This is a genomic window from Cesiribacter sp. SM1 (assembly GCF_020178975.1).
Lineage (GTDB): Bacteria > Bacteroidota > Bacteroidia > Cytophagales > Cyclobacteriaceae > Cesiribacter.
The window spans coordinates 218944-238431 of sequence record NZ_JAHXBU010000090.1 but is presented as its reverse complement, the minus strand read 5'-3'; the positions used below and the strand labels follow the sequence as shown (position 1 = coordinate 238431).

Genomic DNA, 19488 nt, shown 5'->3' with positions numbered 1-19488 from the left:
CAAGTGGGGCACCTCAAACTTCAAAAGTTCATAACAATCAGGGAGCATCCTTTTCACCAAAAATGCTCAAATACGTTTCAGTAAAAACGCCAGCAAAGCATCCTCCCAGCCTACAGGCCATACTTCTCTTTTAAGTGCCAGCATTTGCCTGCCTATTTCCCTGTGCTTATGCCGAATAGCCTGACGGATCTCGTAACTTAAGCGCTTACCCAATGCCCTATCTTCTTCCGCTGTCTGGTTCAGCTCTTTTGCCTTGTAGCAAATAGCCAGGGTACTGGCCATTTGCAAGGTTTCTGCTTCGTACTGCCTGGCCGACCACGACCTGGGCAGCACCCGCTTTTTAACCAGTATCTGATCGGTGTAGAGGTACTTCCAGAGCCTTGCAGAGCGTACCCAGAAGTCAAAATCTTCATAGGCCAGTTGCTCATCGTAGCCAGCAAGGGCATCCAGAACACTGCGGCGCATCATCATGGTGGGTGTACAAATAAAATAACGCTCCAGTACTTCCCTGTAAACCCAGCCCTGTGGTACCGGCTGCAACAGATTTCCCTGCAAGGATCGTTGATAGTGTGGCTTCAGCAAACTGCCATCCGGCTTAATATACCAGGCATCAGTAAAATGCACACCCCAGCCTTCGCCAGCCGTTTCCATTTCCTGCACCCCAATGGCTACCCTATCAGGCAACAAAATATCATCAGCAGCAAGATCAATCACATACTTGCCCTTCGCCAGGGCAAGACCTTTGTTAAAGGCTTTGCAGTTGCCCAGGTTTTCTTTTAGCGCAATAAAAGGGATCTGTGGTTTATCATAGAGCCAATTCTTTATCACTTCCTGGCTACCATCACTGCTGGCATCATCTACCACTATCAGCTCAACATTGGAATAAGCCTGCTGCCAGGCAGCCTCCAGGCTCTCCACCACCCAGGGAGCATGGTTATGGCAGAGGCAGATGATGGTTACAAGGGGTTGGGACATAAGCAGGGATAGACTAAAAGTATTGAATGCTTAGCGTTTGTAAAAATAATTTCCTGACTGCTTTTCGTACTCATCTTCAGCCTGCACTTGCCACTCCTTATCACATCGTCTAAACCCCCAGTCTTTCAGCAACATCTTCACCCTCCCCACATTTTCCGGGTGACTTTCAGAGAACAGCTCCACAATCAGGCAAATCTTCTTACCGGAAGTCATCAACTCTCTGCCGCCCTCTAAAACCATCCATTCTGCACCTTCCACATCAATTTTAATCAATATATTTTCATAGTCAATCCATGTGTTCCTGTAACAGTCAAGCATTACGGTTTCAACAGTAGAACCGAAAGCCAGGGATTGCGGCTCGTTCACCAGACTGCCAATTCCGGGATTTCGCTTGCCGTATCCATCAGTATAATGTTCAGAAGGTGTAAAGAATGAGGCTGTTCCTGTCTGCAGGCTTAGTGCTTTTGGTACAAGTTGATAATCGAGGTCATTGATTAGCATGTTAACCTGTTGCTGATGATAAGCAGCTAAATTTGGCTCGAAAGAAAGTATCCCAGCACTAGGATATCTTTTTTTAACGTACAAACTAAACTGACCTAGCTGCGAACCAGCATCAATAAACAGAAATTTTTTATCACTGCTATATAAATCAATTGCTACCAGTACTTCCTCCTCAAAACATCCATTTTCCCTGATTATGAAGTCAATAAAATTACTGCAGTTCAACAACAAGCGCAGTTCCAGACGTTTACTAGAAAAAAGCTGCCAGCCCTTAATTTTACGAGCCCGATAATGGATGTAATAGTTGTAAAGCCAGGCGTATAGTCGTTTTAGAACCTTTAACATGCAATTGAAATAGAAGCAGAAGTTTAGAATCAATAGTTTACCAGCAGATTCAATAGTAAATTGTGAATATAAAGATTTTGCAGGGTCACTGCTCTAAACAGTAATAGAAACCGATGATAATGTCTTCTGAATTAGTCTTCAGAAGCACATTTAATAAACTTGCAGAATTATTAGAAGAGGAGTTATTGTTTTGCCGTCATCAGGTTTTGAATGTATATAAACTTCATATGTTAAAGGATTCGCCTTACGATAATAGATTAATATGATACATGTAGTTACAGTACATTGGCAATCTGATCAATGGATTGATCTGCAGTTGTATTATTTACAAAAATATCTACCTCAACCATTTAAGGTGTATGCTTTTCTGAATGGAATTCAGAAACAACATTATGAGAAGTTCTTCTATGTATGCGATGAACCTATTGAAGAACATGCTGTTAAGTTAAACTTACTATCACAAATTATAGCACCGCAGGCCAATCCAAATGATGTTCTTATTTTTCTTGATGGAGATGCTTTTCCTATAGCTCCCATGCAGAATTTTATAGCGGAGGTAGTTCCAAAGTATCCATTAGCAGCAATTGTTAGAAAAGAGAATTTAATGGATCCACAACCTCACCCAAGTTTTTGTATTACTACAGTTGGTTTTTGGCAGCAAATAAGGGGGGACTGGAAAAGAGGGTACTGCTGGGAAGATAGTAACGGCCAGCTGGTATCTGATGTGGGGGGCAATCTTTTCAAACAGTTACTTGAACTCAACATAGAATGGCTGCGCCTCTATCGGACGCAATCCCTGGGCACTCACCCTGTATGGTACGGTATCTATCACAACCACATTTACCACCACGGTGCCGGCTTCAGACCTCCTGCAGAACGAATAGACCTGATGAATAAATCCATTTTCTCGAGGGCACTCTGGTGGGCCTCAAGTAAAAGTCGTAGCCTTGATGCAGTGATAGACCGTTTATGGCACAAAACAATGGCTTGGGAAATAGCAAAACATCAGGAAAAAGAACATGATGCAATGTATTTGAAAATACAACAAAACAAAGATGACATTTTCAGGTCGGTGTAATTCTTATTTTTCTGCTGAAACAGTGCCCGCTGCCTTACAAGCTGAATAACTAACAGTAGTACATGAATGTATTCTATATACCATCCTGGTATCCATCGGCGGATGAAAACATTTCCGGAATTTTTCATCAGGAACTGATCCAGGCAATGGCGGCGGCTTACCCTGCATTGAACTCTGGAGTCAGCCTTTGGGGACAAAAAACAGAGGCAAACCTAATCTGGGCTAAAGATCACCTTAAAAATTTTTACAAACTGCTCCGATTCCCTCTGGAGCGCAATTATCAGTACACCATTTACGATAATTTAAAGGAGTATTACTGCCCAGCTTTAACCTGGAGTGATAAACTTTTTCAGGGTAACATCAAGCGCATTATTGAGGCTAATGATGAGAATCTAAACCGGTTTGAATCTGATTTTGGTAAAACCACAATTATTCATGCCCAGGTTGCTTTTCCTGCAGGCTACATAGCAATGCATTTGGCCTCCAGGCATAAACTGCCCTATGTAATAACAGAGCAAATGAGCCCTTTTCCTTTTAGTTGCTATATGCGCAAACAACAAATCATGGATAAAGTGCTGCTGCCCATGCAAAAAGCAGATGCGGTGATTGCCATCAGCCCGCATGCCGCCAGAGATATACAGGATAAAACTGGTGTACAGCCTGTTATTATTCCAAATTTAGTAAATGAAAGTATGTTCTCTCCTTTAGCTCATCCGGCTAAATCCTCTGATAAGCAGGAACAACAAGTTTTCACCTTCTTCACATTAGGTAGAATGGTACCCCAAAAAGGAATCCCAGACCTTTTGAAGGCTATAAAGTTGATGAGCAATAAGAAGGTGAACTTTAGAATAGGAGGAGATGGTGAACATCTGCAGGAATATCAGGCCCTGGCCACACAGCTGCAACTCGATGTTAACATACAATGGCTTGGAGAACTGACACGAAAAGAAGCGGCAGAAGAATTTAAAAACTGCCATGCTTTTGTGCTACCTAGCATCCATGAGTCTATGGGAGTAGTTTATGCCGAAGCACTCGCCTGTGGAAAGCCCATTATTGCAACCCGTTGTGGCGGGCCTGAATTTATTGTTCAGGAGCATAATGGTTTAGTAGTAGATGTTCAGGCCCCCGATCAGTTGGCAGGGGCAATGGATCTCATGATCAGGCTTTACAGTCAATATTCTCCTACTGCTATCAGAGAAGATTTTATGAAGCGTTTCTCCAGCACAGCCGTTACAGAGAAAGTCTACACACTTTACAGAGCAATACTTTCCCAAAACTAAACAGCTGCTTTACAGAGGCTCGCTTATTCTCCTGGTTTCCCTACATACTTTAATGTTACTTCTCCTTAAAACCCCCTATTTATTGCTTTCATAAATATTCATTAATTTCGCAGCCTGTTTTATTCTGCATCCTATGCCCTATTTGCTTCTAGGCATCCTTTTTAATGTTGCTATTTTTTTGATCTTCAGGGGGTATGCCCGCTATGGTGTTAACACCCTGCCGGCCATTGTGGTAAACTACTTTGTTTGTATCATCACCGGCCTGGTTTTCCTGGGTGGCTTCAGTAGTCTGCAGCTTATTTCCATCAATAGCCCCTGGCTGCTGCTGGCCTTTTTCCTGGGAGCAATGTTTATCGGCACTTTCTATATGATGGCCATGACTACCCAGCGGCTTAGTGTAACGGTTTCTTCCATTGCCGCCAAAATGTCGCTGGCGCTGCCGGTGGTTTTCAGTATGTTTATACTGCAGATCGAGAGCAAGGAGTTTACCCTTTGGAATTACCTGGGCATTGCCCTGGCTTTTGTAGCAATATACCTTAGCTCCTGGAAGCCCCGCGAGGAGAAAAAAGCACCACTGCCGGGCAACAGGCTTATACTGCTGCTTCCGCTTGGTGTGTTTTTATGCAGCGGCATTATCGATACGACCATTAATTATACCTCCTACCGATATTTAACGCCCAGGGAAGAAGGCATCTTTCCGCTGGTGATCTTTTTTATTGCAGCCATTCTAGGCCTTGTGCTGCAGCTTTTCAGAAAACAGCCAACAGGCCGCAGGGAGTTTTTAGGGGGTGTTGTACTGGGCGTACCTAATTTTTTCAGCATCTATTTTATCGTAAAGGGGCTGGCAGAGTTCGATAATAACGGCGCATTCTTTTATCCGCTCCTTAACATCAGCATAATTTTAGGTTCTTCGATTGCTGCGGTGCTCTTTTTTAAGGAAAAGCTGCTGCCCCTTAACCAGCTCGGACTGCTGCTGTCTGTTTTGGCTATATTTTTGCTATCTTATCAGGAAATTTTAAGTGCTTTATAAGTTGGTTCGTGCTGTTTCTGCCATATTGCTGTTACTCCTGTGTTGCCCCCTCCTGCTCCGTGGGCAAGCCTACACCCTCTATGGCGACCCCAAGGGATTGGAAGATGTGGAGCGCATCACATACCTTATTTACGATGCCCGGCACCAGCAGGTAGACAGGGAACTGGAAATGCTGAAGCACCGGGTGCCGGCCTCGCATCCTGTACATCCGCTCCTGAAAGCCCTCAACCTCTACTGGAAGGATGCCCCCATGCACCTGGCATCGCCGCATTATCATGAGTTTGTACAGCTGCTGCATCAGACCAACAGCCAGGCAGAGGCCTACCTCGACAAAGGCATGGACAAAACTGTGAGTGTTTTCGCGGCCCTTACCGCCAATAGCCTGCTTACGCGTTTCCATGCAGAGAAGGGCGATTATATGGCAGCGCTAAAGCAGGCCAGGCCTACCTACGGCTATATGAAGGAGGGTTTTGAGCTAAAGGAGTCGTACAAGGAATTTTATTTCCCCACAGGCCTCTATAACTACTACCGGGTAAAGTATCCCGATCTGCACCCGGTGTATAAATCTTTTATGTGGATGTTCCAGGATGGCAATAAATCACTGGGACTGCAGCAGCTGGAGTATTCTGTACGCAACAATGTATTTACCAAAGCAGAAGCGGCAGTTTTCCTGGTGCACCTCTACCTTTACTATGAAAACCAGCCACAGAAAGCGCTGCAAAGCATACAGATACTCTACAAACAATTTCCCAATAACCGCTTTATTCGTCTGCAGCTGGCCGAGTCGCTCATAGCCGCCCGGCATTATGCCGAAGCAGCCCCACATGTAGCCTACCTGCTGAAGGAAACAGATGCCTACTACCGCGCTGCCGGAGAGCTGTTTAGCGGCTTACTGCAGGAAAAACAGCATCAAAACCATCAGCAGGCTTTACCCCACTACCATGCTGCGCTTAGCATGGCAGCCCCCCTCAATTACATAGCAGATACCTACAGAAGCATGGCACATGCCGGCATTGCCCGTTATTACGAGGCAAAGAATCAGCAGGAAAAGGCTAAAAAAGCATGGCAGCAGGCACTTGACCTGGCTATGTACGAGTACCCAGTAAAACAGGAAGCCAAAGCCCACCTGAAGTAATGCAGCCATCCGATTCTTTCCGGACCATTGCCCGAAGCTCCGAAGGCCTATACAAGGAAAAAGGCAGCAAGTTTATTGCCAGGGCTCACCCGGTAAAAAGCGAAGAGGAGATAAAGGAAGTACTGGAGACCCTGAAAAAGGAGTTTTTCGATGCCCGCCACCACTGCTATGCCTGGATACTGGGCGCCCATTCAGAACGCTACCGTGCCAATGATGGGGGTGAGCCCAACCATTCTGCCGGCGATCCTATCCTGGGGCAAATACGCTCACTGGAGTTAACCAATACGCTTGTGGTAGTGATCCGCTATTTTGGTGGCACCAAGCTGGGGGTAAGCGGCCTCATTAATGCCTATAAAACGGCTGCAGCCGAAGCACTGGCCGCCAACGAAATAAAGGAAGAAGTAGTAATGCAGCAGTTAAAGCTGCAGTATGGCTATGAGCTTACCAATGAAGTCATGAGGCTGGTGAGCGAATATAATATGCAGGTAGAGGATCAGTCCTTTACAGAAACCTGCCGCATGCAGTTACTGGTACGCCAGAGCCTCTACCCCGAAGCCCTCGAAAAAGCCCGGCAGATACTGGGTGTGGAAGTGATCAAATAAGTGATTTAGTGAATGAGTGAATTTGTAGCCGCAGCACTGCGCTAGAATAAACTGCCTTTGCGGCTTCAGCACCCATAACAAGCCCTAACTCCCCCGCTCGCCGAAAGGCCTTCCGTTTTGCCTGATTTTAGGTTTTGCCGGTGGCGGCATCTGGAACAGGTGTTCACCAGGCTGAATGTACCCCCAGCGCTCCAGCTTTTCATAAAGCTGCAGGCATACCCAGGCATCGGTGGCGGCATAGTAGATCTGGCTCTTGCTTAGGCTATCCCGCTCCCAGTTCGAGGTCTGCTGACTTTTACTGATCCGGATACCCATGATAATGGCAGCCAGGCTGCGAACACCAATATTTTTGATACCGGCGGCCTGTGCTACCTGGTTAAGCTCTATGATACCCCCTGGTTTAAAATTACCCAGCTTCTGAAGCTCACGCAAATCATCAAGAATAGATATACCAGCCTTGATTACGGTAGGTGTTTCAAACAGGGCTCTTAAGCCTGCAGGAAAGCCCGTTTTATTTGTTCTGATGAGGTATACCAGACCCGGAGTAGCTATCTGCACCAGGGAAATAGGATAATACTCTCCCTTACGGAACGAAGGCCGGCTCTCGGTATCGAAGCCCAGCACCGGCTGTCGACGAAGATCTGTCAGCGCTTCGGCTAATTCGTCTTCCGTCGTTACCACCTCTACCTTACCTTCATAGCGGATAAGGGGCAGCTCGTTAATTTCGTCTTTGGTAACCTCTTGCTTAAACATTTACTGAAGTATCTGTTTTTTCAGGGGTTTGGTTTGAAAAGCGCCTTAGTTTTATGTTCAGATAGGCAAAGGCTATCGTCATAAGCGGGCTAATCAGGTTAAAAAAGCAGTACGGCAAATATACAAGTGTAGCAACTCCTAATACCGACGACTGTGTTAAACCGCAGGTATTCCAGGGAACCAGCACCGAAGTAACGGTTCCGCTGTCTTCGAGTGTACGACTTAAATTTTCCGGACAAAGTCCCCTTTTTCTGTAAGTATTTGCAAACATACGGCCCGGCACCACAATGGCCAGGTATTGATCCGAAGCTGTTAAGTTAAAGAAAATACAGGTAACAGCCGTAGAGGTGATCAGCGAACCGGTAGAAGTAGCCCAGGAGATAATACCCTCCGTTATACGCTGAAGCATGCCCGTACTTTCCATTACCCCGCCAAAAACCATGGCACACACAATGAGCCAGATCGTATTAAGCATACCAGACATACCACCTGTGGTTAAGAGTTCGTCTACCACTTCGTTACCGGCAGGTATGCTAATTTCGGTATACATAGACTTCATCAGGGCTATGTAGCCTCCCAGGAGGGGATCATTCACTTCGCCTGATACCAGGCCAACCACATCGGGCTGAAAAATAAAGGCAAAAACACCACCCAGCAAAGTACCGATCAGCAGGGCAGGCAGGGCAGGCATTTTACCTACTATCATGGCAATTACAGCTACCGGCACCAGGAACAACCAGCCACTGATGTTGAAGCGCTGTGCGATGGCCTGCTGCACCTCTTCTACATTTGCCACTACCCCGCCGGTATCATTGGTAAGACCAATTACCAGGAAGATGATCAGCGATATGATGATGGAGGGCACTGTGGTCCACATCATATAGCGTATGTGGGTAAACAGGTCGGTACCGGCCACTGCAGGTGCCAGGTTGGTGGTATCGCTTAGGGGCGACATTTTATCGCCAAAATAGGCACCGGAAATAATAGCGCCTGCAATAAGGCCTTCTGACAGGCCCAGGGCCTTGCCAATGCCCAGCAGTGCAATACCAATGGTTGCCACGGTAGACCAGGACGAACCAGTTGCCAGCGAGACAACCGCACTCACAAAACAGGCTGCAAACAGAAATATGGTAGGGTTCAGTATTTCAAGCCCGTAGTAGATCATGGCCGGCACAATACCACTTAACAGCCAGGTGCCAGCCAGGGCGCCTATCAGCAACAAAATAAGAATGGCAGATAGCGCCGTGCTGATGCTGCGCACAATGCCGTCCTGCATTTCATCATAGGTATAACCTAACCGAATGCCAATAATGCCTGCAACGGCAGCAGCAAACAGCAGTGCCAGCTGGTTAGATCCATCAAGAGCAGAATCGCCAAAAATCAGCACATTTAGCGCCAGCAGACATATCAGCAGAAGTATGGGAATCAGCGCCTCAAACAGGCGTGGTTTACGCTTGGTAACACTCATTGTAAAAGAAAAACGAAGGGCGTTAAACAACTAATATACGCCTTAATCATACAAAGCCGAAAAACTTCATTAAAAAGAAACCCTCAGCAGAAATTTTTCAAAACCAAAAAGATGTTGGATCAGCTCCACCTTTTTGCCCAATGGTCTGCGCATCATTCTATCCTCCTGACCTTCAGCATAATGTTCAGCAGCCCAAGAATCAGAATCCTGTTTGCAGTACCCATCATCACAGATTAAAAGAAACTCCCGCAGGAGAGTAAGCGATGGCTTTGCTGCCTAACTTTTAAAGGTAATTTTAAAGTAGAGGATACTGCCCGCCAGAATAAGGGTAAGACCATTTGCCAGAATAATGGGTAAATCGCTAACCATAATGCCGTATATAAGCCACAACAGCACACCAAACACAAAGAAAAGAAACATACCCAGAGAAATATCTTTGGCAGAGCGGCTCCGCCAGGTTTTAATTACCTGCGGCAGAAAGGCAACAGTTGTACAAAAGCCGGCCACCAGACCAATTAGCTTTACAATATCCATTGCTGCAAAGAAAAGAAGAAGGGCAGAAAGCGGCAACTATATGCCACTTTCTGCCCTACATATAAAAACAATTGTTTTAGCTGTTCACACCAAGGTATACTTTAAAAGTACACTAAGAGAACATGATCAGGTCAACGATCCAGCTGACAAGAGCAATCAGCACTGCAAGTATCAGGGATGGCGTAAAGCCTTTGGTCTCAAATCCCCGATGAAGCTTATCTACTATTTCAATGATAATAGCATTGACAATGATCCGGATCACAAACCCAAGCCCGGTAAAGAAAAAGAGGCCCAGTGTGGCTATGTTCAGCAGTAACGACAGCAGCCAGCCAATCAGAAAACTAAATATACCTATTAATATAGCAACCCATACGGCGGTGCTGAAACTCTTCACATATACAGTGCTCATTGCCCTGGAGGCTACTAAAAGTACTATTGCATCTACCAGCAGATGCACTAACATTCTTATCATGGTGTTAAAGTTTTAGTTGAAATCTTAACCTTAACGAGAAAAGAAGCCGGTGTGTTTAAGGCAATAGAACCGTTAGCCTATCAGTAGCAAAGCGGCCAGTCTCTCGGCAAGCCTGCTGCCAATGGCTACACCCATGCCCCCCAGGCGAACGCCAACCGCAATTCTGTTGCCCTGCTGGTGCACCACGGGTTCTTTTACCGGTCCAAAGGCCATAATACCTGCCCAGCGCTGCTCAACGGCAACAGGCCTGCCGGGTAAAATAACCTCCTGCAGAAGCCTGTCCAGCGCCTCCTGTATGCTGTTGTTCAGGCTGATGTGGGTGGTTGTTTCTGTTTTAAAATCGAGGTTGCGGCCACCACCCAGCATGATACGCTTGCCAATGTTCCGGAAATAATAGTAGCCTTCTTCCAGGTGAAAGGTACCCCTGAAAGGCAAGTCTGCAACGGGAGCTGTGAGCAGCACCTGCCCCCTGCCCGGTTGCAGGTCGAGATTAGGCAAAAACTGCCGGGCAAAGGCATTGGTGCAGATGGCAACTTTTTCTGCCCTGAAGGGCACTTCACTCTTGCGGGCCGGGTCAAGCGCTACCACAGCTACCCCGGAAGCTTCCTCCTCTATACGCTCAACCTGCACGCCCGTAAGCACCTCTACTCCTACTGCTCGGGCACAGGCTGCCAGGGCCTGCATAAGCTGGCCCGTATGCACCTGCCCCTCCAGCGGATTGTAAATCAGGGTTTGTACCCGCTGCCGGGAAAAGCCAAAAACAGACAGCTGCTCTTTGCGCTCACTGAATATTGGCTGCCTGAACAAGGGATGGAGCCATTCATTTACAGCCTCGATCTGCTCAAGGCAATCCCGTTCTTCTTCACGTATAAGCTCATAGCCGCCCCACTGGTGGTAGCCAATGCGGCTATCGCCCAGGCGCTGGCGCAGCTTCTGCAGGCCCCGCCAGCGCTCTTCCACCAGCTGAAAGGCCCTTTCGGAGCCCATAGCCTGCCTATCTACCAGCAGTTCCGTTAAACTGCCAAAACAGGCAAAGCCAGCATTACGCGTGCTGGCACCCGATGGAAAAAGCCCCCGCTCCAGCACCAGCACCCTGGCCGACGGACGTTTTTCTTTTATTTCAATGGCTGTGGAAAGACCAGTTATACCGCCTCCCACTACTATATAATCAGCTTTAATATAGCTCTCCTGCTCCCAAAAACTTAACATGCCCCAAATGTAAAGCTGTTTGCTCAGGCTACCAAAGCATATTCATGCAAACGTTGTAGTAGCTATAGCAGATTTTTTTTATATTAGGCATATAAGCAATCAAACACCCTGCCCCATGACCGATCCCGTCAGTTTACTGAACAAAGCAAAAAAATCGCGTTTTTACCTGTGGCTGCTCAACCAGGTGTTAAGCCGCATGATCCCTTTTAACCTGCCTCACAAATTTGAGATCCTGGAGATCAGTGACCTGCACATTAAAACCCTGCTTCCCTACCGCAGAAAAAACAAAAACCATATAGGAGGACTACACGCCTGCGCACTGGCAACCCTTTCGGAATATACCACAGGCGTGCTTTTGCTTTCGGGCCTTAGTCCCAGGGAGTTCCGCATTATCCTCAAGAACCTGGACATCCAATATTTTTACCAGGGCAAGATGGATGCTCACGCAACCTGGCGCATCAGTCCTGAATTTATCCAGGAATCGGTACTGGAGCCGCTCAAGACTGCAGAATCGGTAGTACTTCCCTGCGAGATCAAAATACATGACAAGCAGGGCAACCACCTCTCTACCGCCCGGGTGTTCTGGCAAATAAAACCCTGGGCAAAAGTCAAAACCGGAAAAGCCCAACTCGAAAAAGCCGCTTAGACTTATGCGAAAAATCGATGCGCTGCTTAGTGAATATGGCGAGAGCCACCGCAATTCACTCAACAAAACCATTCACTGGATTTGCGTGCCGCTGATTTTTTTCAGCATCGTATGCCTGCTCTGGTCCATCCCGGCCGGTCCCCTAAACAACATGTTCACAGGCACTGCCGCAGCATTTGCCAACTGGGCCACCTTGTTACTGCTCATCACACTGGTCTACTACCTGGTGCTTTCCCCTGCCCTGTTCGTAGGCATGCTCCTTTTTTCAGTACTTTGCCTCATGGGCGCCTGGCAGCTGGAGCAGGCTAACATTGCCCCCCTCTGGGCGATAGCGCTGGTTATATTTGTAGTAGCCTGGATCGGCCAGTTCTACGGCCACAAAGTAGAGGGTAAAAAGCCAAGTTTCCTGAAAGATGTGCAGTTCCTGCTTATTGGTCCCGCCTGGCTTATGCACTTTATCTTCAGAAAGCTGGGAATTGGATATTGAGCGGTAATCGGTAGCTGGAATGTAGTATTGGGTACAAAGTATATGGTACAGGGAAACGTGTTCCAGTTTAGCAGCTCAGAATAAAAAGCGGTAAGCTGCTGGCTATTAAAACCGCTTTCAGGATCAACATACCTCATACCATATACTTCCTCTTTTTTCGACTGCCCATGCAACCATCTCGCACCGGCCGGCATCTAACTTAAAACAACCCTTACTACCATGAAAACTTTTTTAAGCCTGATCCTAGCCCTGTGTGTGAGCCTGCCAATGCTGGCGCAGAATTCTGAAACGCGTGCCCTTACCGGCTTCACCAAATTATCGATAGGTGTACCCGCAGAAGTGCGTTTAAGCAAGGGACCCTTTAAAGTACAGCTGGAGGGCGACGACCTGGATGAAATAGAAACCCAGGTAAAGGGAGATCAGCTGGTCATCAAACGTAAAAATGATAAGTGGAGCTTCTTTGGCAATAATTTCGAGAAGGTGGTGATTTACATAAGCATGCCAAGCCTGGAGGCAGTGGCTTTGAGTGGCTCCGGTAAGCTGGAGAGCAAAGACCAGTTCTCTGCCAGCCATATGAAACTGAATGTTAGCGGATCTGGCAGGATGCATTTGCCGGTTGCAGCCGACAAGCTCGATGCGCATGTTTCTGGCTCTGGTGATATTGAAACCAGCGGAACCGCCAGTGTATTAAACGCACACATCAGTGGTTCCGGCAAAGTTATGGCAGAGGGCCTTCGTGCCAGTGAGGTGGAAGTACACATAAGCGGCAGCGGTAACTGCTCTGTACATGCCGATAACAAACTGGATGCACACATAAGCGGCAGCGGAAATGTAAACTACACAGGCAGCCCAACTTCAGTGAATGCCCGTACCAGTGGCAGCGGGAAAATTAATAAAAGAGGTTAACCACTTCAGTGATTGTTGCAGCATACAGCACCCATTTTATTTAATGCCCTTAAGCATCACCAGGGATACCTGCAGCAACTGATAAGGCAAACACCTTCTTCTATACCACCACACGAGCTGAGCCAGCTCTTATTACCCATAGGAGCGGCGCAGCTCGATTTTTATACAGGCCCCTTAACTGTTGATGCTGTTACTGAAGAGGTTAAGAAACTGCTCCAAAAGCAGGATTACCTGTTACAGGATAAATACACAGTCTGGATCAGCAGCCACAAAGGCTACCGCCTGATTTGCCTCTCCGACCACTCGCAATGGGTGCTGCGGGTAGGCAACCTGTCCGGGCACTGGGTACATCTGCACCCTGCCCGCTACTCACCCCACACCATCCGCCAGAAAGCGCATACCCTTAAAACTGCCCTGGCCCTGGCTATTTTACACCAGCAACATGCCCGAAGCCTGTGCCACGATCTGGCAGTAGTAAACAGCATACGCCAGCACCTGCAGTTACCACCCCTGTCGCCCCGGCAGCTACAGGCTGGCTTACAGGAAGCCCTACAGCTGCTGCTTTAGCCAGCTATCCACTCTACCCTTAGCACATCTGCCCTGATGCCCGCTTCTTTAAAATAGCGGAGCCAGTAGAGTTGCTGTGGCGACAGGGCATCAGTTGGAGACTTAACCTCCACAAAGCGATAGTCTTTTTTTGACCACATAAAAAGATCGGGAAAGCCGCGGCCATACTCCTTCAGGTTTTGAGCCATGTTGAGCAGCACCTGGTACAGCGCCTCCATGGGTATCTTTTTACAGGCAGCTTCCAGTAAAGGCAGGGTATTTTCATGCCAGCCCACCAAAGGGTTACCAATGCCCCATTTCTGATCATAGGTGCTGCGCAGGTGACTGAGCAGTGCTTTTCGCCTGTTAAGCTCCCCTACCCGCTTTTTCAGCGACTCCTGCCTGCGGTCCAGAAACTGCGGCAGGTACAAATCTGCAGGGAAGCGCTGCAGCGGACTGTGGTAAACCGGCACATCCTGATCAAAGATCACATCCCAGAACAAGAGGCCAAATAAACTGCGGAAAAGGTAATTCTCGCTGTACATCACTTCATAACCTTTATCGGCAAAGTAACGGATCACACCTTTTTCCACATAATAGCGGTACTCTTCGGATATTTGCACAGATTCTGCTTCTTTCAGCAGTTCTGTAGTACTTCTTACAGCCTTCTTAACTTTCAGCTTTCTGCAAAAGTCCTGTGCAAAAATCGACTCCTCGGCATTCAGAGGTGTAGCTTCCATCTGGTGGCAGAGCTCCAGCGCCTGCTGCACATCACCTTTCTTTTGCAGCAGGCGCACCTGCCGCTCCCGCGAAGGCGGCTGCTGACTGTAGCGGTAAACCTCCAGGGCCCAGTCGGGCTGCTGCAGCCTTTCCAACAGGCGGGCTGTTTTTAGGGTAAGCCTGTCGAAGGTTGGCCTTGCTTCTTCGCCCAGCTGTGCGCCACGGCCGGCAATCTGCATATACCAGGTGTAGAGTGGCTCTGCTACCGGTGCATCTCTTAGCTCCCTGAAATGCTGGTATACAGATGATATCCAGAATTTATCTTCTACCTCTTTACGGCTGCTGAACTTTGCCACCAGTTTATCATTATCCAGCACCTCGTACTGAACGTAGCCCAGGTCGCGAATCACAAACTCCGACATTTCGCCGTGCAGGTGACCAAAGAACAGGAATTTCAGCAGCTCATACTCCTGCAGGTAACGCTGAATTACCACCGTTTCAAGGGCAAGCACAGCCTGCAGTATTTCGTCATGCACGAGCTCCTCCAGCATTCTCTGGAGCAGCTCCTCCTTCTTTAAAGGGCTTAACCCCTTTACCTTTGGCTGCAACAGCTTCCAGATGGCACAAAGCTCCTGCTTATTGAAAATTTGCAGTACGTTTGGTAATTCCTGCTTGTATTCCTCCTTAAAAAGAAGGCAAAATCCAGCGGTTGTCAGCTCCTGCAGTGGCAGCGCCAGGGCTCCTATTTCAGGATAGTTCAATTTGTTAAGCCTGAAAAACCGGCCCTTTCGGTTTGCAAAACGCAAAAAAAGGCAGCGACCCTCCTCACTCAAGGCCCTGAAGCGGGCAATAAAATCCTTTTCACCCTCCAGCAGAAGGTGCCCGTACTTAGCCTCAACAAACTCAAGCAAGGAGTAAAAATTATCGAGGTAGTATTTTGGCGGTAATTCCGTTATCGGCAGCGCAGTCCATCCCATCGTTAGCCTAAAGTTAAGGAAATGAGCAGAATAAAGGTAGAGGCTTAAGCTGATTATGCTATTTTTCTCTATCCGGCCTTTTCAATTATACTTTAGTGCTTTGTCTATGACATATTTGGCCAAACGCCCCGGGCAGGGCCAATACATGCCACTCCTCCCGGGCTGGAAAGGCAGGCAGAAACAAGTGCCGCAAGGGCGGCATGGTTCCGGTATTTACCTTCTATACGAACAAAAAAAGCAGCAACACCTTTCGGTATTACTGCTTTTATCTTTTCTGAAGATACAGATACTGTACTGATGAACTATCTAGCCAAGCGGCTTAGGCGTTCTTCCAGGTAGTTAATTCTGTTGGTAAGAAAATCAATCTTCATGCGCAGCTCCTGCACCCCTTCATGATCCACTGCAGCTGCATAAGGTTGCTGCACCGGGAAAGTCTGTGGCTGGGGCACCGGCATGGGGGCTGTTGCCTGCTGCGGCTGTTGGGGCTGCACCTGTGCTGTGGCTGCCTGTGGCTGCTCCGGCTGTGCATCCTCCAGCGACTGCACTTCGGCTGTCACCTGCTCTTCGTCTGCTTCTGCTACAGCTTTTGCCGGCTTTTCTTTTTCTTTTTGTTGCTGCGGCACTGCCACACCTGCTTTTTGTGCCAGCTGGTCTACCGTTACACCAAGTTCCGATAGTAGCACACTCATAAACTGTGGGGTAGGCGTTTGCTTGCCACTTAAGGTTTTGTTTAACCTGTACATCGAAAAGCCGGTAGCCTTTGCTATTTCCTCGGGCGATTTCTCAGATTTGCGAATAAGCTTACGCACCTGGCGACCCACTTTTGGCCAGTGCTCATCACTGGTCATGAGCTGAAAACCAGGATGTTCCTGTGTAGCCGACAAGGTAGGGCGCCCCTTGCCGCTTTGCAGCCAGGCCGGATTGATGAAACCATCATAAGCCTCTAATATTTTTTGAATGGTGCCTTTACGTGGCTTTTTATCTTCAGTATATAAATTACGTAAAGTACCGTATGCAATTCCAACTTCTTTTGCAAAACGGTTTGCACTCACTTTCAGGATATCATCCTGAAAGTACTGAATACGATCATTAACCTTAGAGAGATCGCTCGAATTATTATTCATTATTGCGGGTGGTTAGAACAAAATGAAGTGCTAATTAAAAAAAATTGATACTATATACAAAACAAAAGAAATGATACCTTCTAATATTAGCAAAATTTTTCTATACTTTTTTTCTACTAATCAAACAAAATTAACAGCAGCTGAGCTTTTTAGCTATTTTCAATAAATCAGCTGCGAAAAACTTCATCTATTTTCTGTTTCATCCGTAATTAAGAGGGCTATGATTGAGCCGTTTAAATTGCAAAATGAAACCCTGCATTTAAACTCTGGTTACTCACTGTAGTACTGATGTAGGTTTTGGCCCTGGCTGTTTTTGAGGATAAAAGCGCTATAGTATCGCCTGCAGAGGCTGTGAGCCGCTATGCCGGAACCGGGGGTAAGGCTTCATTCATCAGGAAAGTCAATTTAAGAATGTATAGTTGCCGGGAATCTCCCTGCTCCTGTAACATTCTTTTTCTTTAACTTATTAAATACAGCTGTTAGCGCTTAACGTATATTCAACATTTTTTATGGAACAATTTCAGGGATATTATCAGGACCTTGCTCCAATTTTTCAAAACCTTATCTTAATTATTGCCGCTGTTTTAGGTGGCCTGTTAATAAAGTCTATCATATTTAGCATTCTTAGGTTTGCTTTCAGAAACCATCAGGATGCCATTCTCATCCACTCCCTGTTAACCAGGTGCAGTGCGGTACTAAACTTCCTGGTACCATTAATTACACTTTCACTTACCCTACCCCTGATGGACACAACCCCACGGGAAAACCAGTTTCTGGAAAAAACCCTGGGTGTGCTCATGATCATTGGCTTTGCATGGCTGGCTATCAAAATTATTTATGTAGCGCAGGATTACATCAATGATAATTTTGATATTGAGGCAGAAAATAATTTCCTGGCCCGTAAAGTACGCACACAGGTACAGTTTATCAGAAAACTACTGATTATTGGAGTAGTAGTTATTACGTTATCAGTTTTACTGTTAAGTTTTGAAAGTGTACGCACTATAGGAGCTGGTTTGTTAACTTCTGCCGGCGTTACAGGCATAATCATTGGCTTTGCTGCACAAAAATCTATAGCTAATCTTATTGCTGGTTTTCAGATTGCATTTACCCAGCCAATTCGTATAGATGATGTAGTGATTGTTGAAGGCGAATTTGGCCGTATTGAAGAAATTACGCTTACCTATGTGGTAATCAGGCTATGGGACCTGCGACGGCTGGTGGTGCCCATTAATTATTTTATAGAAAAACCATTCCAGAACTGGACCCGCCAGTCTACCGAACTGCTGGGTACTGTATTTCTGTATACAGATTATTATGTACCGCTAAAAGAGCTGCGTGCAGAACTTAGGCGGCTTTGTGAAGCCAGCCCGCACTGGGACAAAAAAGTGTGTGTGCTGCAGGTTACAGAAACAACCGAAACAGCCATTCAGTTGCGTGTGCTGGTAAGTGCCCTCAACTCTGGGAATGCCTGGGAGCTGCGGGTGTATTTAAGAGAAAAGCTGGTTGAATATATCAGGGATAACTACCCCGAGAGTTTGCCTGTTACCCGTGCCGAAATACGTTCAGAAGACGGAAAACAATTTCAGGATACAGACTTAAGACAATTGCAACAAAGTAGAGGTGTGCAGCAGAACCGCTAAACCTTTTAGCCGTTACAAACTGCTCTTCTGAACCTTTATTACCATGCCCGATTAATGCATATTTGGCTGCACCTGCAGATAAAGATCAAACAAAATACTGATTTTTATACTAATGCAAATGTTCATTTAGTAATGCGTAGATTAAGTAAAAGCCAAATAGAAGAACTTTAGATATTAAACTTATAAATGGTATACGGAAAGGAACGTCTTAGGCAGGGCTGGCGTAAAAAACTATACATTATCATTTTTGAATCCGATACCTGGGGCGGAAAGTTATTTGATGTGGTGCTCCTGGTATTAATTTTACTGAGTATCCTTACAGTAGTACTGGAAAGTGTATCTTCCATACAGGAGCAGTATGGTTCGCTGCTGGTAGCCCTGGAGTGGTTCTTTACCATTGCCTTCACCATTGAGTATATCCTGCGCCTCATCAGTGCGGGCTACCCCTGGCGATACATATTCAGTTTTTACGGGCTGGTAGATCTGTTATCTATTTTACCTACCTACATCAACCTTATTTACAGCGGCACCCGTTTTTTACTTGTTATAAGAGGCTTGCGTTTACTGCGCATCTTTAGGGTATTAAAGCTGAGCCGCTACCTGGGTGAGGCGCAAACCCTGCAACTGGCCCTGCGCAACAGCGTTTATAAGATTATTGTATTTATTGGTGCCGTTATAACAATCGTGATTATTGTAGGCACCATGATGTACCTGATAGAAGGGCCTGAAAACGGATTCAATAATATACCTGTAAGCATTTACTGGGCCATTGTAACCATTACTACTGTTGGCTTTGGCGATATAACACCGCATACCACGGCAGGTCAGTTCCTGGCTACGCTGCTTATGCTGCTTGGCTATGGCATTATTGCAGTTCCAACAGGCATTGTTTCATCAGAATTAAGCAAAGCCGATAAAGCCTCCAACCCACAGGTAAAAGCCTGCCCAAGCTGCAAACCGGAAGATCATCCCGCCGACGCCAACTACTGCCGCTTTTGTGGTGTTCAGCTGCACCGCCCGGCCACGGGGTTACGCAAATAAAGTTGAACAATTTCTT

20 protein-coding genes are annotated in these 19488 nt (G+C 46.8%); 11 read left to right on the top strand and 9 right to left on the bottom strand.

Annotation, left to right across the window (positions count from 1 at the left end):
- Positions 1-66: 66 nt before the first annotated feature.
- Positions 67-975, bottom strand: a complete 909-nt coding sequence (locus KWJ01_RS17505) for a glycosyltransferase (protein ID WP_224998166.1) — start codon at positions 973-975, stop codon at positions 67-69.
- Between the two features lie 30 nt (positions 976-1005).
- A complete protein-coding gene (locus KWJ01_RS17500; RefSeq protein ID WP_224998163.1) occupies positions 1006-1821 on the bottom strand; it encodes an FkbM family methyltransferase in 816 nt (271 codons plus the stop codon).
- Between the two features lie 262 nt (positions 1822-2083).
- Here KWJ01_RS17500 and KWJ01_RS17495 point away from each other — a divergent pair, with 262 nt between their 5' ends.
- The 5 genes from KWJ01_RS17495 (at position 2084) to KWJ01_RS17475 (ending at position 6946) form a co-directional block, all read left to right on the top strand.
- A complete protein-coding gene (locus tag KWJ01_RS17495) occupies positions 2084-2899 on the top strand; it encodes a hypothetical protein (protein ID WP_224998162.1) in 816 nt (271 codons plus the stop codon).
- Positions 2900-2961: 62 nt separating this feature from the next.
- Positions 2962-4179: a glycosyltransferase gene (locus KWJ01_RS17490; protein WP_224998161.1), complete on the top strand. Its 1218-nt coding sequence runs from the start codon at positions 2962-2964 to the stop codon at positions 4177-4179.
- 133 nt (positions 4180-4312) lie between these two features.
- Positions 4313-5209 (top strand): hypothetical protein, encoded by an 897-nt coding sequence (locus tag KWJ01_RS17485; RefSeq protein WP_224998160.1) that lies wholly within the window; start codon positions 4313-4315, stop codon positions 5207-5209.
- On the top strand, positions 5199-6344 hold the full coding sequence (locus KWJ01_RS17480; protein WP_224998159.1) for an ATPase: 1146 nt from the start codon (positions 5199-5201) through the stop codon (positions 6342-6344). The genes KWJ01_RS17485 and KWJ01_RS17480 overlap by 11 nt, the downstream gene beginning before the upstream one ends.
- Positions 6344-6946, top strand: coding sequence for a YigZ family protein (locus KWJ01_RS17475; RefSeq protein WP_224998158.1), 603 nt, complete (start codon positions 6344-6346; stop codon positions 6944-6946). Before KWJ01_RS17480 ends, KWJ01_RS17475 begins: the two co-directional genes overlap by 1 nt.
- A gap of 84 nt (positions 6947-7030) precedes the next feature.
- Here the strand turns inward: KWJ01_RS17475 and KWJ01_RS17470 are convergent, their stop codons facing one another.
- The 5 genes from KWJ01_RS17470 to KWJ01_RS17450 all read right to left on the bottom strand — a co-directional run bounded on the left by KWJ01_RS17470 (position 7031) and on the right by KWJ01_RS17450 (position 11382).
- Positions 7031-7699, bottom strand: a complete 669-nt coding sequence (locus KWJ01_RS17470; protein ID WP_224998157.1) for a 3'-5' exonuclease — start codon at positions 7697-7699, stop codon at positions 7031-7033.
- Entirely contained in the window at positions 7692-9167 is a 1476-nt protein-coding gene (gene nhaC / locus KWJ01_RS17465; protein ID WP_224998156.1) for a Na+/H+ antiporter NhaC, read from the bottom strand. The genes KWJ01_RS17470 and nhaC overlap by 8 nt, the downstream gene beginning before the upstream one ends.
- A 276-nt stretch (positions 9168-9443) precedes the next feature.
- Positions 9444-9701: a SemiSWEET transporter gene (locus KWJ01_RS17460; RefSeq protein ID WP_224998155.1), complete on the bottom strand. Its 258-nt coding sequence runs from the start codon at positions 9699-9701 to the stop codon at positions 9444-9446.
- Between the two features lie 112 nt (positions 9702-9813).
- Positions 9814-10173, bottom strand: a complete 360-nt coding sequence (locus KWJ01_RS17455; protein ID WP_224998153.1) for a phage holin family protein — start codon at positions 10171-10173, stop codon at positions 9814-9816.
- A 72-nt stretch (positions 10174-10245) separates the two neighbouring features.
- Positions 10246-11382 (bottom strand): FAD-binding oxidoreductase, encoded by a 1137-nt coding sequence (locus KWJ01_RS17450; RefSeq protein WP_224998152.1) that lies wholly within the window; start codon positions 11380-11382, stop codon positions 10246-10248.
- 115 nt (positions 11383-11497) lie between these two features.
- On the opposite strand from KWJ01_RS17450, the gene KWJ01_RS17445 reads away from it, so the two are divergent.
- The 4 genes from KWJ01_RS17445 (at position 11498) to KWJ01_RS17430 (ending at position 13988) form a co-directional block, all read left to right on the top strand.
- The gene (locus KWJ01_RS17445; protein WP_224998150.1) at positions 11498-12028 is read left to right on the top strand and encodes a DUF4442 domain-containing protein; all 531 of its coding nucleotides are present in this window, start codon (positions 11498-11500) and stop codon (positions 12026-12028) included.
- A 4-nt stretch (positions 12029-12032) separates the two neighbouring features.
- A complete protein-coding gene (locus KWJ01_RS17440; RefSeq protein WP_224998148.1) occupies positions 12033-12515 on the top strand; it encodes a DUF962 domain-containing protein in 483 nt (160 codons plus the stop codon).
- 219 nt (positions 12516-12734) lie between these two features.
- On the top strand, positions 12735-13421 hold the full coding sequence (locus KWJ01_RS17435) for a head GIN domain-containing protein (RefSeq protein WP_224998146.1): 687 nt from the start codon (positions 12735-12737) through the stop codon (positions 13419-13421).
- Positions 13422-13433: 12 nt separating this feature from the next.
- Positions 13434-13988, top strand: coding sequence for a hypothetical protein (locus KWJ01_RS17430; protein ID WP_224998144.1), 555 nt, complete (start codon positions 13434-13436; stop codon positions 13986-13988).
- Here KWJ01_RS17430 and KWJ01_RS17425 read toward each other — a convergent pair.
- Positions 13985-15664: a VRR-NUC domain-containing protein gene (locus KWJ01_RS17425; protein ID WP_224998142.1), complete on the bottom strand. Its 1680-nt coding sequence runs from the start codon at positions 15662-15664 to the stop codon at positions 13985-13987. The two genes, KWJ01_RS17430 and KWJ01_RS17425, sit on opposite strands and share 4 nt — an antisense overlap.
- A gap of 302 nt (positions 15665-15966) precedes the next feature.
- Positions 15967-16788 (bottom strand): helix-turn-helix transcriptional regulator, encoded by an 822-nt coding sequence (locus KWJ01_RS17420; protein ID WP_224998140.1) that lies wholly within the window; start codon positions 16786-16788, stop codon positions 15967-15969.
- Between the two features lie 509 nt (positions 16789-17297).
- On the opposite strand from KWJ01_RS17420, the gene KWJ01_RS17415 reads away from it, so the two are divergent.
- Positions 17298-18431, top strand: a complete 1134-nt coding sequence (locus tag KWJ01_RS17415; protein WP_224998139.1) for a mechanosensitive ion channel family protein — start codon at positions 17298-17300, stop codon at positions 18429-18431.
- Positions 18432-18617: 186 nt separating this feature from the next.
- Positions 18618-19472, top strand: coding sequence for an ion transporter (locus tag KWJ01_RS17410; RefSeq protein WP_224998137.1), 855 nt, complete (start codon positions 18618-18620; stop codon positions 19470-19472).
- Positions 19473-19488: the final 16 nt, after the last annotated feature.

Bases quoted from the DNA above. Each gene is read 5' to 3' on its own strand.
- KWJ01_RS17505 (WP_224998166.1), bottom strand. From the start codon at position 975: ATGTCCCAACCCCTTGTAACCATCATCTGCCTCTGCCATAACCATGCT.
- KWJ01_RS17500 (WP_224998163.1), bottom strand. From the start codon at position 1,821: ATGTTAAAGGTTCTAAAACGACTATACGCCTGGCTTTACAACTATTAC.
- KWJ01_RS17495 (WP_224998162.1), top strand. From the start codon at position 2,084: ATGATACATGTAGTTACAGTACATTGGCAATCTGATCAATGGATTGAT.
- KWJ01_RS17490 (WP_224998161.1), top strand. From the start codon at position 2,962: ATGAATGTATTCTATATACCATCCTGGTATCCATCGGCGGATGAAAAC.
- KWJ01_RS17485 (WP_224998160.1), top strand. From the start codon at position 4,313: ATGCCCTATTTGCTTCTAGGCATCCTTTTTAATGTTGCTATTTTTTTG.
- KWJ01_RS17475 (WP_224998158.1), top strand. From the start codon at position 6,344: ATGCAGCCATCCGATTCTTTCCGGACCATTGCCCGAAGCTCCGAAGGC.
- KWJ01_RS17470 (WP_224998157.1), bottom strand. From the start codon at position 7,699: ATGTTTAAGCAAGAGGTTACCAAAGACGAAATTAACGAGCTGCCCCTT.
- nhaC (WP_224998156.1), bottom strand. From the start codon at position 9,167: ATGAGTGTTACCAAGCGTAAACCACGCCTGTTTGAGGCGCTGATTCCC.
- KWJ01_RS17460 (WP_224998155.1), bottom strand. From the start codon at position 9,701: ATGGATATTGTAAAGCTAATTGGTCTGGTGGCCGGCTTTTGTACAACT.
- KWJ01_RS17455 (WP_224998153.1), bottom strand. From the start codon at position 10,173: ATGATAAGAATGTTAGTGCATCTGCTGGTAGATGCAATAGTACTTTTA.
- KWJ01_RS17450 (WP_224998152.1), bottom strand. From the start codon at position 11,382: ATGTTAAGTTTTTGGGAGCAGGAGAGCTATATTAAAGCTGATTATATA.
- KWJ01_RS17445 (WP_224998150.1), top strand. From the start codon at position 11,498: ATGACCGATCCCGTCAGTTTACTGAACAAAGCAAAAAAATCGCGTTTT.
- KWJ01_RS17440 (WP_224998148.1), top strand. From the start codon at position 12,033: ATGCGAAAAATCGATGCGCTGCTTAGTGAATATGGCGAGAGCCACCGC.
- KWJ01_RS17435 (WP_224998146.1), top strand. From the start codon at position 12,735: ATGAAAACTTTTTTAAGCCTGATCCTAGCCCTGTGTGTGAGCCTGCCA.
- KWJ01_RS17425 (WP_224998142.1), bottom strand. From the start codon at position 15,664: ATGGGATGGACTGCGCTGCCGATAACGGAATTACCGCCAAAATACTAC.
- KWJ01_RS17420 (WP_224998140.1), bottom strand. From the start codon at position 16,788: ATGAATAATAATTCGAGCGATCTCTCTAAGGTTAATGATCGTATTCAG.
- KWJ01_RS17415 (WP_224998139.1), top strand. From the start codon at position 17,298: ATGGAACAATTTCAGGGATATTATCAGGACCTTGCTCCAATTTTTCAA.
- KWJ01_RS17410 (WP_224998137.1), top strand. From the start codon at position 18,618: ATGGTATACGGAAAGGAACGTCTTAGGCAGGGCTGGCGTAAAAAACTA.